This window comes from Pseudomonas sp. YuFO8 (assembly GCF_035065025.1).
GTDB classification, from domain to species: domain Bacteria; phylum Pseudomonadota; class Gammaproteobacteria; order Pseudomonadales; family Pseudomonadaceae; genus Aquipseudomonas; species Aquipseudomonas putida_AE.
This window is the reverse complement of record NZ_JAXDEQ010000009.1, coordinates 67,916-83,277: the sequence shown is the minus strand read 5'-3', so window position 1 is coordinate 83,277 and position 15,362 is coordinate 67,916. Positions and strand designations below refer to the sequence as shown.

At 62.7% G+C, this 15,362-nt stretch carries 15 protein-coding genes and 1 pseudogene; 3 read left to right on the top strand and 13 right to left on the bottom strand.

Features of this window, described 5'->3' with window-relative positions; translation table 11 throughout:
• Positions 1–8: 8 nt before the first annotated feature.
• The 5 genes from SOP95_RS10590 to SOP95_RS10570 form a co-directional block, all read right to left on the bottom strand.
• Positions 9–1,418, bottom strand: coding sequence for a circularly permuted type 2 ATP-grasp protein (locus SOP95_RS10590; RefSeq protein WP_323607074.1), 1,410 nt, complete (start codon positions 1,416–1,418; stop codon positions 9–11).
• A 302-nt stretch (positions 1,419–1,720) separates the two neighbouring features.
• Positions 1,721–2,065, bottom strand: coding sequence for a ribonuclease E inhibitor RraB (locus tag SOP95_RS10585; RefSeq protein ID WP_007971898.1), 345 nt, complete (start codon positions 2,063–2,065; stop codon positions 1,721–1,723).
• 220 nt (positions 2,066–2,285) lie between these two features.
• The gene (locus tag SOP95_RS10580) at positions 2,286–2,519 is read right to left on the bottom strand and encodes a hypothetical protein (RefSeq protein ID WP_274073131.1); all 234 of its coding nucleotides are present in this window, start codon (positions 2,517–2,519) and stop codon (positions 2,286–2,288) included.
• An 87-nt stretch (positions 2,520–2,606) separates the two neighbouring features.
• A complete protein-coding gene (locus tag SOP95_RS10575) occupies positions 2,607–2,798 on the bottom strand; it encodes a PLDc N-terminal domain-containing protein (RefSeq protein WP_008061810.1) in 192 nt (63 codons plus the stop codon).
• Between the two features lie 82 nt (positions 2,799–2,880).
• Positions 2,881–3,411: a hypothetical protein gene (locus SOP95_RS10570; protein WP_323607073.1), complete on the bottom strand. Its 531-nt coding sequence runs from the start codon at positions 3,409–3,411 to the stop codon at positions 2,881–2,883.
• A gap of 177 nt (positions 3,412–3,588) precedes the next feature.
• Between SOP95_RS10570 and SOP95_RS10565 the strand changes: the two genes are divergently transcribed.
• Entirely contained in the window at positions 3,589–5,070 is a 1,482-nt protein-coding gene (locus SOP95_RS10565; protein ID WP_323607072.1) for a methyl-accepting chemotaxis protein, read from the top strand.
• Positions 5,071–5,190: 120 nt separating this feature from the next.
• The gene (locus tag SOP95_RS10560; RefSeq protein ID WP_323607071.1) at positions 5,191–5,556 is read left to right on the top strand and encodes an Mpo1-like protein; all 366 of its coding nucleotides are present in this window, start codon (positions 5,191–5,193) and stop codon (positions 5,554–5,556) included.
• Positions 5,557–5,569: 13 nt separating this feature from the next.
• Here the strand turns inward: SOP95_RS10560 and SOP95_RS10555 are convergent, their stop codons facing one another.
• From SOP95_RS10555 to SOP95_RS10545, 3 genes are all read right to left on the bottom strand, one after another.
• Entirely contained in the window at positions 5,570–6,367 is a 798-nt protein-coding gene (locus SOP95_RS10555; RefSeq protein ID WP_323607070.1) for an acyl-CoA thioesterase, read from the bottom strand.
• A gap of 224 nt (positions 6,368–6,591) precedes the next feature.
• Positions 6,592–7,350, bottom strand: coding sequence for a CHAD domain-containing protein (locus SOP95_RS10550; RefSeq protein ID WP_274073126.1), 759 nt, complete (start codon positions 7,348–7,350; stop codon positions 6,592–6,594).
• Between the two features lie 90 nt (positions 7,351–7,440).
• The gene (locus SOP95_RS10545) at positions 7,441–7,719 is read right to left on the bottom strand and encodes a hypothetical protein (RefSeq protein WP_008061821.1); all 279 of its coding nucleotides are present in this window, start codon (positions 7,717–7,719) and stop codon (positions 7,441–7,443) included.
• 218 nt (positions 7,720–7,937) lie between these two features.
• On the opposite strand from SOP95_RS10545, the gene SOP95_RS10540 reads away from it, so the two are divergent.
• Positions 7,938–8,978, top strand: a complete 1,041-nt coding sequence (locus tag SOP95_RS10540; RefSeq protein WP_274073125.1) for a patatin-like phospholipase family protein — start codon at positions 7,938–7,940, stop codon at positions 8,976–8,978.
• A gap of 115 nt (positions 8,979–9,093) precedes the next feature.
• On the opposite strand, the gene SOP95_RS10535 is transcribed toward SOP95_RS10540, so the two are convergent.
• The 5 genes and pseudogenes from SOP95_RS10535 to kdpB form a co-directional block, all read right to left on the bottom strand.
• Entirely contained in the window at positions 9,094–9,792 is a 699-nt protein-coding gene (locus SOP95_RS10535) for a response regulator (protein WP_323607069.1), read from the bottom strand.
• A gap of 48 nt (positions 9,793–9,840) precedes the next feature.
• The gene (locus tag SOP95_RS10530; protein ID WP_323607068.1) at positions 9,841–12,492 is read right to left on the bottom strand and encodes a sensor histidine kinase KdpD; all 2,652 of its coding nucleotides are present in this window, start codon (positions 12,490–12,492) and stop codon (positions 9,841–9,843) included.
• A 121-nt stretch (positions 12,493–12,613) separates the two neighbouring features.
• Entirely contained in the window at positions 12,614–13,159 is a 546-nt protein-coding gene (gene kdpC, locus SOP95_RS10525; RefSeq protein WP_323607067.1) for a potassium-transporting ATPase subunit KdpC, read from the bottom strand.
• Positions 13,160–13,176: 17 nt separating this feature from the next.
• Positions 13,177–13,266: pseudogene (locus SOP95_RS10520) on the bottom strand (outer membrane lipoprotein carrier protein LolA); the annotation flags it as partial.
• A 36-nt stretch (positions 13,267–13,302) separates the two neighbouring features.
• On the bottom strand, positions 13,303–15,360 hold the full coding sequence (kdpB, locus tag SOP95_RS10515; RefSeq protein WP_274073122.1) for a potassium-transporting ATPase subunit KdpB: 2,058 nt from the start codon (positions 15,358–15,360) through the stop codon (positions 13,303–13,305).
• Between the last annotated feature and the right edge of the window lie 2 nt (positions 15,361–15,362).

Sequence of the window (15,362 nt, the reverse complement as noted above, 5' to 3'; positions counted from 1 at the left end):
GGCTTCCTTCATTCCTCGACCACCCAGGTGTCCTTGGTTCCGCCGCCCTGGGAGGAGTTCACCACCAGGGAGCCTTCGCGCAGGGCGACACGGGTCAAACCGCCGGGTACGACCCGGGTTTCGCGGCCAGACAATACAAACGGACGCAAGTCGATGTGGCGTGGTGCGATGCCGCTTTCGACAAAGGTCGGACAGGTCGACAAAGACAGCGTCGGCTGCGCGATGTAGGCATGGGGCTTGGCGATGATGCGCGCGCGGAAGGCTTCGATTTCCCCTGCGGTGGCCGCCGGCCCCACCAGCATTCCGTAGCCGCCGGAGCCCTGGGTCTCCTTGACCACCAGCTCTGGAAGATTGGCCAGAACGTGGGAAAGTTCAGATGGATTACGACACTGCCACGTGGGCACGTTCTTCAGGATCGGCTCTTCGTCCAGATAGAAACGGATCATGTCGGTGACGAACGGATACACCGATTTGTCGTCCGCCACCCCGGTACCGATGGCGTTCGCCAACACGACATTGCCGGAACGATAGGACGACAACAGCCCCGGCACGCCCAGCATCGAATCGGGATTGAACGCCAGCGGGTCGAGGAACGCATCGTCGAGACGGCGGTAGATCACGTCGACGGCCTTGGGTCCGTCGGTGGTGCGCATGAACACCTTGTCGTCGCGCACGAACAGATCCGCGCCCTCCACCAGCTCGACGCCCATTTCCCGCGCCAGGAACGCATGCTCGAAGAATGCGCTGTTGAAGCGCCCCGGTGTCAGCACCACGACACTCGGGTCATCGATCGGGCTGGAGCTCTTCAGGGTGTCGAGCAACAGGTTCGGGTAATGGTCGATCGGGGCGATGCGCTGGGCCGCAAACAGCTCGGGGAACAGGCGCATCATCATCTTGCGGTCTTCGAGCATGTAGCTGACGCCGCTGGGTGTACGCAGGTTGTCTTCGAGCACGTAGTAGGTGCCGTCACTGTCGCGCACCAGGTCGACGCCGGAAATGTGCGAATAGATATCCCGGTGCAGGTCGAGCCCCTGCATAGCCAACTGGTATTGCTCGTTGGCCAGCACTTGCTCGGCGGGAATGATCCCGGCCTTGATGATGCGTTGCTCGTGGTACAGGTCGGCGAGGAACATGTTCAGCGCCTTGACCCGCTGGATGCAGCCGCGCTCGACCACCCGCCATTCACTGGCGGGGATGCTGCGCGGGATGGTGTCGAAGGGAATCAGGCGCTCTGTCCCCTGCTCATCACCGTAGAGCGTGAAGGTAATCCCGGCGCGATGAAACAACAGATCGGCCTCGCGTCGCCGTTGTGCCAGAAGCTCGTCAGGCGTTTCGGCCAGCCAACGGGCAAACTCCCGATAATGCGGGCGGACCTGGCCGCCGGCATCGTACATTTCATCAAAATAGGTGCGGATCATGCCGTACTCCTTGTCACCCGGACATCCAGGCCTTCGCAAGGCCCGTGCCATCGGCAGAAACGCTTAGATTTCAATCGGTTGGATATTCACTACGCGAGCACCGCACCAATCCTGTGCGGCAAATGCCCCAACCTGACTGCCCCCGCTTCATTGCAAGGCGTTGTTGTCGCCCATCACTAGCATAGTCTGTAGGAGCCGGCTTGCCGGTCTCCTGCAAAGCCGTGTGGAATTTCCCATCGGCACAAACGAAAACGGCCAACCCGAAGGTCAGCCGTCATTGCCGAGTGTCACTTTTCATAAGATTATGCGAGTCGCCCTCGTACCTCCTGTTTCACACCCCAGCCTTCGATGATGCCGCCCAGAGGCTCTACCACTGCCTCGAAACCCTGTTCGAAATCGCCAATGTCGTCGTAGGTCGCATACATGACCTTGCACAATTCCAACGCCCAGGCGCCATCGTCGCGCACACTGACTTGCGCATCCAGGGATTCACCACGGTGAAAATGTCCTGCCGCCCTGCGTGCCCGCTCCTCGTCCGGGAAAATGGCGTAGAACTCGATGGGATGGAACCGGGAAAAGTCGAAACCGCCTTCTTTCATGCGGCGCAGCACACTGCTGCTGATGTCTTCTTGATAGGCTGTGCTCATGAAACGTCCTCCTCAAACTGATGGATAGACTTTCCGTACTCCCTGGGTGCGCGACCCAGAGGGTACGCACGAATCGACAACCAGATGTCGATGGGAAACAAGCATGGAGCTGACAAGACCAGACCTTAGCGATCCATTCGCTGATCTCGATTGCAGAGTAGCCCCAAGATAGAGGCGCTGCCAAGGCCTGGTTTTACAGCAGTCAAGGACAAGAAGTGGTTCAGATGGGGGTAATGCTGCGGATTTCGATACTGTTCTGGGTTTTCAGGTTTTTTACGCCTGCATCGCTGGTTCGCCCCTCCAGATCATTCAGATCCAGTTCGGCGGCCACAGGAAGGAGCCGTTCCTTGATGAGTCTGGCGGCCTGCTCGTGATTCGGGCACTCCTCGCACTCGAAGACTTCGTCGATTACTTCACCATGATCATCCACGAAAGTGACTTTCCACTTTTGCATCGGTGCCTCCTCGATAAAACCCATGGATGGGCCTACATCTATCTCGACCTTGGACGCCGGGCAAATGTTCCGGCGAGTGTTCTTTCGTCAGACGCGTACATTTCCTCGCGGCCCTGCGATGGCCCAGATGATCAGGCCCAGAACCGGCAGCAACAGGATCAACAGCACCCAGAAGATCTTCATCCCGGTCTCGGCGCCGCTTTTGAGCACGTTGATGATTGCCCAGATGTCCAAGGCAAGAATGATCAGGCCAACCAGGCTATTGAACGTGGAACCCATGATGACGCTCCCGAAGAGTGGTATGCCCTCATAGGATAGCCGGCCCTGACCAGGGTTCCTTTTTTTTGACAGCTTTACCGGTTCAGACGTGGATCGCCACTTTCAAGGCTTCCAGCGAGGGGGCGGCGGCGATGCCGACTTCGGCGCACAGCTCCAGTGCCCGTGGCACGGCATTGCCGTAGACCAGGACCACTTGCAGCTCATCATCCAGCAACTGGCTGAAGTTCATCAGCGTGTAACCGCCGTTTTCCTTGTTCAGGCTGCTCATCTGCACCTGGATGCGATTGAGCGCGGTCAGGGCTTCGGTCTTGGCCAGCTGCTTGGGTTTGAGATTGAACTCCACCCCCGGGCCGAACGAGGCAACGATCTGGGCAAACAGGTCCATGTAGGTGTCGGCCTGGAACAGCACGGTCTCGGGCAGGCTGCCAACGACCACCCACTCACCCAGCGGGATCGGGAAAGTATCGTCGTAGTTGATGTCCGGGTTGGCGCTCAGGAAAGCCGCTGGATCAGCGTAGGCCTGGGCCGCTTCGTCGGCGACTTTCTCGATTTCGTCATCGCCCATGCACCCGGAGCTGATGTTGCTGATGAGTTCGATGAGTGCGGCTTTCATGGAGGCGGATCCTGTAGCAAGTAAATTTCTGGGCGCGAAGGATAGCGCATTACGCCCGGCGATGGCGGCGAGCAAGCATTGCTCGTGATCTTGACCCACATCAAGCGATCAGCCTACGAGTAGCGGCACAATAATGGCACCTTGCCAAAACTGTTTCCGCTATCAGAGAAGACCTCCATGGGTGCCTGGCTTAGCAACATCTCGTTGAAGTACAAATTCTGGGCGGTCAATGCCGTCGCCTTCGTCACCACGCTGCTGCTGGTGTTTTATGCCGTGCACCTCGAACAACAGGCCCGTAGTCATGCCGCCCAGGCATCGGCCCAGGCTCAGGCGCGACTGCTCGCAGACTGGCCTGCCGGGCAGCCGCTGCCCAGGGCCGAGCATCTGCTGACTTTCGATCAGGGCCAGGCACCGATGCTCAACGGCCAGCCGCTGCAGGCACTGGCCGATGCCAACGGCTGGGTCGAACTCAATGCGCTGCCGTATGTCGGTGACAACCTGCCGATCGGCGCCGAAGTCTTCACCCGCGTTGATGGTCAGCGGGTCGCGCTGATTGCCCATGGCCCAAGCCTGGCCCAGGTGTTTGGCGAGCGTTTCGCCAACTATGCGGTGGCGGTGTTCATCCTGATGCTGGCGATGCTTGGCGCCTCACAGTTGTTGATCCGTTTTTTGCTCAGCCAGCTCAATACCTTGAAGGACGTGATGCTGCACGTCGAAAAAACCGGCGACCTGTCGGCCCGCGTCCCGCTGACCTGCAGCGACGAAGTCGGGCAGATGGCCAACGCTTTCAACGCCATGCAGGCCGGTTACCAACGCGTGGTCGGCACCGTCGCCAACACGGTCCGGCAACTGGACGACGGTGCCGCACGCCTGGCCTCGAGCATGAATGAAGTGCGTCACGGCATGCTGGGCCAGCAGAGCGAAACCGATCAGGCGGCGACGGCCATCAATGAAATGACCGCTACCGTCTATCACATCGCCCAGCACGCCGGTGCCACCCGCGACCTGTCGCAATCGGCCGACACCCTGGCCGGCAGCGGCCAGGAAGTGGTGATGCGCGTGCAGCGATCGATTGCCGGGCTGTCGACCGGGGTGCAGCAGACCGCCGAGATGATCCAGCGCCTGGCCGAGGACAGTCAGAAGATCAACGGGGTGGTCAATGTGATTCACAGCATTGCCGAGCAGACCAATCTGCTGGCGCTGAACGCGGCGATCGAAGCGGCCCGGGCCGGTGAAATGGGCCGTGGCTTTGCGGTGGTCGCCGATGAAGTGCGCAACCTGGCCAAGCGTGTGCAAACCTCCACCGATGAAATCACCGTGATGGTGTCCGCGTTGCAATCAGGCACTCGCGATGCGGTGGACTTCATGCAGGAGAGTTCATTCAAGGCCGACGAATGCGTACAGCAGGCGCAGGAGGCTGGGGCCGCGTTGGCGCAGATCACCGGGGCGGTGGCGCAGATGCGCGAAAGCAACACCCAGATCGCCGTGGCGGCCGAGCAACAGAGCCAGGTGGCCGAAGAGATGAACCGCGCGGTGGTGAGCATTCGCGATGTGACCGAGAACACGGTGCGCCAGACTGTCAGTTCGGCAACCACCAGTGATGAGCTGGCGGCGTTGGCCGGTCAGTTGAGCAAGGCGATCGGGCAGCTCAAGCTGTAACGGCCAACATCGATAATGCCCATGATCGCTATCGCTTCGATAGCCAAGCTTGATTCGCCGCCTGCAATGACCGGGCCTATCCTTGATTCATCAGTTCAACATGGATCGAGGATCAGCATCATGGGTAAACGTCACCCCAACCTTCCCGCCTGGCAATGGCGTGCCTACCCGAACAATCACCAGCACCCGACCAACCTGGTGCTGCACCTGATCGCCGTGCCGTTGTTCATCGTCGCGTTCCTGCTGATCGTCACCGGGGTGTTCGGCCTGAACCTGGCGAACTTCGCCATCGGCATCATCGGCGTGATCGCCGCACTGGGTTTGCAGCGTCACGGCCATACCCTGGAGCTGCAAGCCTCCGAGCCGTTCAGCGATCGCAAAGACGCGGTATCGCGCCTGCTGGTCGAGCAGTTCCTGACCTTCCCGCGATTTTTCCTCAGCGGCGGCTGGTGGCGCGCCTGGCGGGAGCGCCACCGTCGGCACTGATCAGGCGAATTGATCAGGCGAACACTGTCACCGTCTGCCGGCTCATGGCAATCAAACGCCCCTCCTCGTCCCACAGTTTCGCGGCGGCATGGCCGTAGCCGTCGGCGGCGTGTTCGGTTTCAACCAGGTATTTGCACCAGTCCAGAGTGCTGAGCGCCAGTAACGGCTGGACGAATTCGATGGTCCAGGTCAGCGTGCTGCCCATCGCCGGTTGCTTGAGGAACGGCATCAGGGCCGGTGGCCAGGCATCGACCAGCGCCAGGATATGCGCCTCGGTGACCGGCTCCTCCTTCACATCGCCGCGCAAGCGCACCCAGCCGCCCATCTGACGGGATGTACTGCCGGAAAACGGCAGCCCGCCAACACTCCAGCGCATTGCCAGATGCTGCATGAATTGCGGGACCACGCCCTCGATGAAAGGCAGTTCCTGGCAGTCCTCCCAATGCTTCATCTCTGGCGCCGGCTCTGCCTGTACCTTCACTTGCGATGGACGCGAGGCGCCGAAGCTGCCCTGGACCAGGGTCACCACCTGGCCCTTTTGCATCGCCCGGCCCAGCACCTGGCTGACAGCCTTGCCCTCGCGCAATACATCGACTTCAAAACTGACCGGCACGCCGGGTTCGACCGGGCCGACAAAGGTGATCGCCAGCGAGCGCACCGGCCGGTCCGCCGGCACCTGGGCGCGCATGGCTTCGTATTGCAGAGCGGCCACCAGGCCGCCGAAGCTGGCGCGCCCTTGTGCCCATCCGGCCGGGATAGACAGTTCGCGTGGCTGACGGCGAACAGCGTCGAGCAGATCGCAAAAGCGCATGAAGACCTCAAGAAAAGGAAAAAGATGAGGGGATCTTAACCAGCTCACGGAGGCTGTACAGTGCCTATTCCGGTCAATTTGACTGACAGATGAGCCGTCTGTGCCCCTGTAGGAGCGAGCTTGCTCGCGATGGACTCAAGGACACCGCGTACATTCAGGATGAACGCGTTATCGTTAACGTTCATCGCGAGCAAGCTCGCTCCTACAAAGGGGCCGTGGGGGTTTCAGGATTTGAAGCAGTCGGCGCTGAGCTTGTCCAGGACGCGGTCGGCGCGCTGTTCGGCCTTGGCCATGGTGGTTTGCCAAACGGCGACACAAGGCTGCAGATCCGCCTCCTGCTCGGCCATGGCCAGCCATTGCACACAGTCATGCCAGTCCCCCAGGGCCCCCTGGGCTGCTTTCAAGCGGGGCATGGCGGCCTTGGGCAGGCGATCCAGTTCGGGATAGGCGTCGATGCCGTAACGCACACGCTTGATCAGCAGGCGCAAACGATGACGGTCATGGGCGGGATCGTGCAGGGCGCTGTCGAGTTTCTTCCACTGCTTGTCCAGGCGTTTTTCGATGCGCTTGACGAGCCCCTTGAGCAACCCCTGGCGTTGGGCGGCGCGCAGGAATCGCGGGAAGGCATCGAGGATCATCAGCAGCTGCGCCAGCTCATTACTGGTCGCCACCGCGGGATAAGCCTTGGCCATTTGCGCCATGCGTCGCTGCGCGGCTTGCGGTTGATCGTGCTCCAGCAAGTAGGCCGCCATCACTTCACGATCACGCAATGGCGTGGTCAGGTCGCCGACCGCGGAGGCCGCCACTTCCAGCTGTTCGACGCCGGGCAAGCCACGCAAGGGTCGCAACAGGCTACGCAACCGGCGCATCGTGGTACGCAAGTCGTGCAAGGCCTCAGGGTCGGTATGGGCACTCAAGCGTGCCTGACAGGCCAGCAGACGAATTTCCAGGCCCAGGACGCGAGCCACCAGCCGGTTGATCATGGGGTTTACTCCCTAAACAGCTGCAAGCTGCAAGTTATAAGCTGCAAGCGAACTCACTTGCAGCTTGCAGCTTATAACTTGTAGCTGCTTCTATCGCCCCGCGCGCGATTCACGAATATAGAAACGCGCCTTTTCGGCCTTTTTCGAGCAGCCCTCGAAGCCTTCGAATTGCTGCTGGGTCTTGGCCGCGGTCAGCAGCGACAACGCCTTGGAGTAGCTGACGGTACCGGCGAAGCCTTCGGCCTTGGCCAGGTCCAGCTCTCGCCACGCGGCATCGAGCTGGCTGCCGCAGCTGTCGCGATAGGCGGTTTTGCCGGCACAACCGGCCAGTGCCAGGGCAATCAGTGGCACACAGATCCAGGCTTTCATTTCTTACACCTCAAAGATAGGAAAACAGTCATGCAGGTAGGACGGTCTGGCGGGCAAAAAGTGCCGTCCATCGCCAACGCAAACCCTGCGGCGGGAGAATACCCATCAGCCGCCATGGAGTGTCGAAAAAACGACCCATTCGCGCGACCGAACGACCTGACGATTGAAGCGGGCCCCTTGAAGGGTGCATTGTTGAACCATTCAAACGAGGGCGATCAATGAAAAAGCGTGTCGCACTGGTGTTGGGCTCGGGTGGAGCCCGGGGCTATGCCCATATCGGCGTTATCCAGGAAATCGAACGGCGTGGCTACGATATCGCCTGTATCGCCGGTTGTTCCATGGGTGCGGTGGTCGGCGGGATCTACGCCGCCGGCAAACTCGATGATTATCGCGACTGGATCGAGAGCCTGGATTATCTCGACGTGCTGCGCCTGGTGGACGTCAGTTTTCGTCTAGGGGCGATCCGCGGGGAAAAGGTCTTCGGGCAGATCCGCAAGATCGTGGGTGAAATCAATATCGAAGACCTGCGCATCCCCTATACGGCGGTGGCCACCGACCTGACCAACCAGCAGGAAATCTGGTTCCAGGAAGGCTGCCTGCACCAGGCCATGCGTGCCTCGGCGGCCATTCCCAGCCTGTTTACGCCGGTGATGCAGGGCAATCGCATGCTGGTCGATGGCGGCATCCTCAACCCGTTGCCGATCGTGCCGGTGGTGTCGAGCCATTGCGACCTGATCATCGCGGTCAACCTCAACTCCACCAACCAGCGTCACTACCAGTTGCCGGTAATCCAGCGCCCGGCCGCGTTCAAGACCCGCTTCGACAGCCTGATCAATTCCCTGGGTTCGAAGATGCCGTTCCGGCGCAAGCAGGCCGAGCAATTGCTGCTGCTGGAGAAGGAAGCGCTGTTGGCCGAAGCGGCGGAGATCAACCCTTGGGTCGAGTCGGCCAAGCCTGACTCGCAACAACCGGCGGCCGCGCCCGAGCAGGACGGCGCGCCGAAATCGGCCACAGGGTCGTTCATCATCGACAACGTGGGGCCGGCGTCGCTGCTGGACTTGATCAACCAGAGTTTCGAGGTGATGCAGACCTCGTTGGCGCAATACAAGATTGCCGGGTATCCGCCGGACATCCTGATCAACGTGCCGAAGCGGGTGTGCCGGTTTTTCGAGTTCTACAAGGCGCCGGAGTTGATCGCGCTGGGGCGGGAGATTGCGCGCGATACTTTGGACCGGTATGAGAATGAGCGGGATTCCTGAGGTTCTTCGGTGAATGTGCGGACCTCTTCGCTGGCAAGCCAGCTCCTACAGAGGACGCTGAGATCCCTGTAGGAGCTGGCTTGCCAGCGAAGGGGCCCCCACAGGCAACACAAAATCAGAGACTACCCTCACTCAACAACCGATACCCCACCCCCGCCTCGGTCACGATGAACCTGGGCTGCGTCGGGTCATCCGCCAGTTTCTGGCGCAGGTGCCCAACCACGATCCGCAGGTAATGCGTGTCTTCGGTATGGGTCGGCCCCCAGATGTCCTTGAGCAATTGCTGCTGGGTGATAACCCGTCCGGGATGCCGTGCCAGTTGCGCCAGCACCGCGTACTCCTTGCGAGTCAACGCGACTTCGCTGCCATCGAGCAAGACCCGGCGATAGGCCAGGTCCACCATCAGCGGGCCGAAGGACAGCGCCGCTGGCTGGGTTTCGCCCACCGGGGCCTGGCGCAACAGCGCGCGAATCCGCGCCAGGAATTCCTGGATGCCGAACGGCTTGGTCACGTAGTCATTGGCGCCGCCATCCAGCGCCTCGACTTTCTGCCCTTCAGCGGCCCGCACCGAGAGCACCAGCACCGGCACCGTCGACCACTCGCGAAACTCGCGCAACACCTGTTGGCCGTCCATGTCCGGCAAGCCGAGGTCGAGCACCAGCAAGTCCGGTTTGTTCAAGGCCGCCTGCGCCAGGCCTTCGGTGCCGGTGCCCGCCTCCAGTACCTTGTAGCCCTGGGAAGCGAGGCTGATGCGCAGGAATTTGCGGATCTGCGGTTCGTCGTCGATGACCAAAATGGTCGCGGTCTGGCTCATGAATTCACGTCAACACAAAGAAGTGGCAAGAGAGTAGCGCACGCACGATCAGGCTTCACCCTCATATCCGGGCTGCGCCTGCAGCGGCAAGTGCAGGGTGATGCAGGTGCCGCGCCCTTCGATGCCGTCGGCGACGCTGATCCGCCCGCCATGGGCACCGACCATGCCCTGACAGATCGCCAGCCCCAGCCCGGTGCCCTGCCCGCCCCGGTCGCCACGGGCGGCGGTGTAGAACATGTCGAAAATCTTCGCCCGCTCGTCCTGCGGAATCCCCGGGCCTTCGTCGCTCACCGAGAAAAACAGCTCGGTGTCGTCCGCCCCGGCACGCAATTGCAGGCGCCCATGGGCGGGCGAAAACCGCGCGGCGTTTTCCAGCACGTTGACCAGCGCCTGTTCGATCAGCGCCGCATGCACGAACAGCAGCGGCAGCTCCCCCGGCACTTCAGTGCTGACCTGCAACGGCGCCAGCACCGCGCGCAGGCGATTGAGCGCACTGCCGACGATGTCCGCCGGTGACACCCAGTCCCGCGCCAGCTTCAACGCGCCGTGACCGAGGCGGGTCATGTCCAGCAGGTTCTGAATGTAGCGATCGAGGCGTTCGGCTTCATCGCGGGTGCCTTCCAACAGCTCGCGGCGATCCTCCAGTGGAATGGCCTCGCCGAGGGCCAGCAGGCTGTCGATGCTGCCGCGCATGGAGGTCAGTGGCGTGCGCAGATCGTGGGACACCGACGCCAGCAACGCACTGCGCAGTTGTTCGGTTTCGCCGTGCAACCGCGCGGCTTCCAGGTCATCGACCAATTGCGCGCGGGCCAGTGCCTGGGCCAGCGGCTGGCTCAATGCGGTCAACAGACGCCGACGCTGGCCGCTCAAGGTCTGGCCCTCTTTCGCACACACACCGAGCAGCGCCAGCGGACCGTCCTCCACCGACAAAGGCCACCACCACCAACGGCCGAACGGTAAAGTCCCGGTGCCCGCGCCCGCCGGTTGATCGTGCTGCCAGGCCCAATCGGCGGCGGCGCGTTCGGCTTCGGTGAATTCCAGCGGGCCACCGGTCTCGACTTTCCAGCCGCTCTGGCCATCGCGGTTGAGCAGGCACAGTTGCACATCGCTCCAGCCGTTGAGGTGCTGGGTCGCCGCGCTGACCACGGCCTGGCGGTCGGTGGCGGCGGTGAGTTTGCGCGACAGGTCGAGCAGTTCGCTGGTCTCTTCCTGGGTGTCACGCAGGGCCTGCAGTTGCCGGCGCTGGCGCGCCGCGAGGTTGCCGGTGAGGGCCGCCATCAGCAGGAAGAACAGCAAGGTCAGGACGTCTTCTTCGCGCTGGATGCTGAAGGAAAAATTCGGCGGAATGAACAAAAAATCGTAGGTCAGGAACGACAACGCCGCACAGGCCAGTGCCGGGCCCAGACTGCTGCGCACCGCCACCAGCAACACGGCGGCGAGGAACACCAGCGAGATGTTCGGCAACGGCAGCACGCTCGCCACCGCCCAGGCCAGGGCACTGGCCAACACCGTCGCCACCACGGCCAGGGCGTAGTCGAACCAGACCAGCGACTGCATTGAGCGCTGGCGTGGCTGATGCTGTTCATGCTCGGTGTCGAGCACGTTGATTTCCAGCCCGCGGGCATTGCGCAGCAAGCGCGCCGCCAGGCCGCCACCAAACAGGCGACGGCGCAGGCGCGGCCGCGACTGGGCTACCAGCACCAGGCTGGCGCGGCGCTCAGTGGCGTGCTGGATCAGGGTTTTCGCCACCTCGCCGGCCCGCAGCAGCACCACTTCACCGCCCAGGCGTTCAGCCAGTTGCTGGGCACTTTGCAGGTGCAGGCGCGACTGCTCGTCACGCAGGCTGCCGTTGTCCACATGCACCAGGCTCCACGGCAGATGCCGTCGCTGGGCGACCCGGCTGGCGTGACGCACCAGGCGCTCGGCCTGGGCATCGCCATCGACGCCGACCAGCAAGCGACCACGCACCGTGGGTGCCGCCTGCCCCATCTGGCGATAACCCTGGGTCAGGTCGTTGTCGACCTGGGCGGCGGCCGTTTGCATCGCCAGTTCGCGCAGGGCGGTGAGGTTGGTCTGGGAGAAAAACGCATCGATCGCCGCCCGCGCCTGCTCCGGCACGTAGACCTTGCCGTCGCGCAGGCGCTCGAGTAATTCCCGTGGCGGCAGGTCGATCAGCAGCAGTTCGTAGGCTTCCTGCAACACCCAGTCCGGCAGGGTTTCGCGCACCTGCACGCCGGTGATGCCGCGCACCTGATCATTGAGGCTTTCCAGGTGCTGGACGTTGACCGTGGTGTACACGTCGATGCCCGCGGCGAGCAGTTCCTGAATGTCCTGCCAGCGCTTTTCGTGTCGGCTGCCGGGGGCGTTGGTGTGGGCCAGTTCGTCCACCAGCACCAGCCTTGGCTTGGCCGCGAGCAGACCGTCGAGGTCCATTTCCTCGAGCTCCACGCCACGGTATGACGAGCGCACCAACGGCAGTTGCGGCAAGCCGCCGAGCAACGCTTCGGTCTCGGCGCGGCCATGGGTTTCGACCACGCCAGCAATGACTTTCACGCCCTGGCGCAGTTGGCTGTGGGCGGCTTGCAGCATGGCGTAGGTCTTGCCTACACCGGGCGCGGCGCCGAGGAACACCTTGAGCCGGCCACGGCCATCGCGGGGCAGGTCTGCTAACAGCGCGTCGGCGCGGCCGGAGTCGCTCATTTGTCTTTGCCTTGTTCGATTTCGGATTTGGGTGTGGCCTCAAAAGATCGCAGCCTGCGGCAGCTCCTATAGGGGATCGGCGGACACCTGTAGGAGCTGCCGAAGGCTGCGATCTTTTGATTTAGAGCTTTTCCAGCGCCTGATTCAACTCAAGCACATTCACCACGGGTGGGCCCACCAATGGCTGCTCGATGTGCGCATCCAACAGATTCTGCAGGGTCGCCACCGGCAGATTGCGCGCTGCCGCGACACGCGCCAGTTGATAGGCAATCGCGGCCGGTGGCAAGTGCGGATCGAGGCCGCTGCCGGAGGTGGTGAGCATTGCCAGCGGTACCGGCCCCTGCCCTGGGACCTGGAGTTTGTTGGCATCGTCGATCACCCGGGTGGCCAGGGCCGGGTTGCTCGGCGACAGGTTGCTGGCGCTGCTCGACACGGTGGCAAAGGCACCGGCCGATGGCCGTGGGTGGAACCAGGCGTCGCCGACGAAATCCTGGGCGATCAGCGTTGAGCCGCGAACCTTGCCGTCGGCATCGCGCACCAGGCTGCCATTGGCCTGGTCCGGGAAGGCGACCTGGGCCACGCCGGTGACCACCAGGGGATAGGCGACGCCGGTGATCAGGGTCATCAGGACCAGCAGGCTCAGGGCCGGGCGTATCATTGTGGACATTTCAAAATCCTCGAATTCACACAAAAACCTGTAGGAGCGAGCTTGCTCGCGAAGAACCGGAGGGCGCCGCGTTCATCCAGACGGAACGCGTCATCGTTAACGCCCATCGCTAGCAAGCTAGCTCCTACAGAGGGGATGTTGTTTCAAACCAGATGCAACGCCGTCAACAACATGTCGATCGCCTTGATTCCCACAAACGGCACGACAATCCCGCCAAGCCCATAGATCAGCAGATTGCGTCGCAACAACGCCGCCGCACTCGCCGCCTGCACCCGCACACCACGCAGCGCCAACGGAATCAGCACCACGATGATCAGGGCGTTGAACACGATCGCCGAGAGAATCGCGCTCTGCGGGCTGTGCAGCTGCATGACGTTCAACACGCCCAGTTGCGGGTAGATCGCGGCGAACAGGGCCGGCAGGATGGCGAAGTACTTGGCCACGTCGTTGGCGATGGAAAAGGTCGTCAGCGCGCCGCGGGTCACCAGCAGTTCCTTGCCGATCTGCACCACGTCCAGCAGCTTGGTCGGGTCGCTGTCGAGGTCGACCATGTTCGCCGCTTCGCGCGCCGCCTGGGTGCCGTCGTTCATCGCCATGCCCACGTCCGCCTGGGCCAGGGCCGGGGCGTCGTTGGCACCGTCGCCACACATGGCCACCAGGCGCCCGTCGTTTTGCTCGTGGCGGATGCGCGCCAGTTTTTTCTCCGGCGTGGCTTCGGCCAACACGTCGTCCACGCCCGCTTCAGCGGCAATCGCCGCGGCGGTCAGCGGGTTGTCGCCGGTGACCATGACCGTGCGGATCCCCAGTTTGCGCAGCTCGGCGAAACGCTCGCGGATGCCCGGCTTGACCACGTCCTTGAGGTGGATCGCGCCGAGCAGTTTGCCGTCGGCACAGACCAGCAACGGGGTGCCGCCGCTCTGGGCGATCTTGTCGATTTCACGGGACAGCGCCGGCGCCAGTTCAGCGCGCTTGAGGCCCACGAACGCCAGCAACGAATCCACCGCACCCTTGCGATACACGCGACCCTGATAGTCGACACCGGACAGGCGGGTTTCGGCGCTGAACGGCACGGCTGTCAGCAGTTCGGCGGACGGCTCGGCCTGCGGATGAAGGCCGCGCAAGTACTCGACGATGGACTTGCCTTCAGCGGTGTCGTCGGCCAGGGACGCGAACAACGCACCCTCGGCCAGTTCCTTGCTACTTACACCCGGCGCGGCATACACCGCCGAGCAACGACGGTTGCCGAAGGTGATGGTGCCGGTCTTGTCCAGCAGCAGGACGTGCACGTCCCCCGCTGCCTCCACGGCGCGACCGGACTTGGCGATCACGTTCAGGCGCACCAGGCGGTCCATGCCGGCGATACCGATGGCGGACAACAGGCCGCCGATGGTGGTCGGGATCAGCGTGACCAGCAAGGCCACCAGGAACACCAGCGGCAGGCTGCCATTGGCGAAGTGGGCGAACGGCTGCAGGGTAACCACCACCAGCAGGAAGATCAGGGTCAGGCCGATCAACAGGATGTCCAGCGCCACTTCGTTCGGGGTTTTCTGGCGCTTGGCGCCTTCGACCAGGGCGATCATGCGATCCAGGGTCGACTCGCCGGGATTGGCGGTGATCTTCACCAGCAGCCAGTCAGACACCAGGCGGGTGTTGCCGGTCACGGCCGAGCGGTCGCCACCGGACTCACGAATCACCGGCGCCGATTCACCGGTGATCGCCGCTTCGTTGACCGCCGCGATGCCTTCGATCACCTCGCCGTCGCCGGGGATCATCTCCCCCGCTTCGACGCGCACCACATCGCCTTTGCGCAGGTTGGCGGCTGGCACTACTTGAAAGCTGCCGTTGCTGGTCCTGCGTCGGGCGCTCAAGCCTTCGCTACCGGCCTTGAGGCTGTCGGCGCGGGCCTTGCCGCGACCTTCGGCCAGGGCCTCGGCGAAGTTGGCGAACAGCACGGTGAACCACAGCCACAGGGCAATCTGCGCGGCGACGAAGGTCGGCACCGCCGTGTCGGGAATGAAGCACAGCACGGTGGTCAGGATCGCCGTCAGTTCGACCACCAGCATCACCGGCGCACGCTGCAATTGCCGTGGGTCGAGCTTGACGAACGCTTGCACCAGCGCCGGGCGCCAGAGGGCCGAGATAGCGGTTTTTGGTTGTTCCGGCGCCTTGACGACGGCGGTTTTGCTTACAGGCATATTCATGA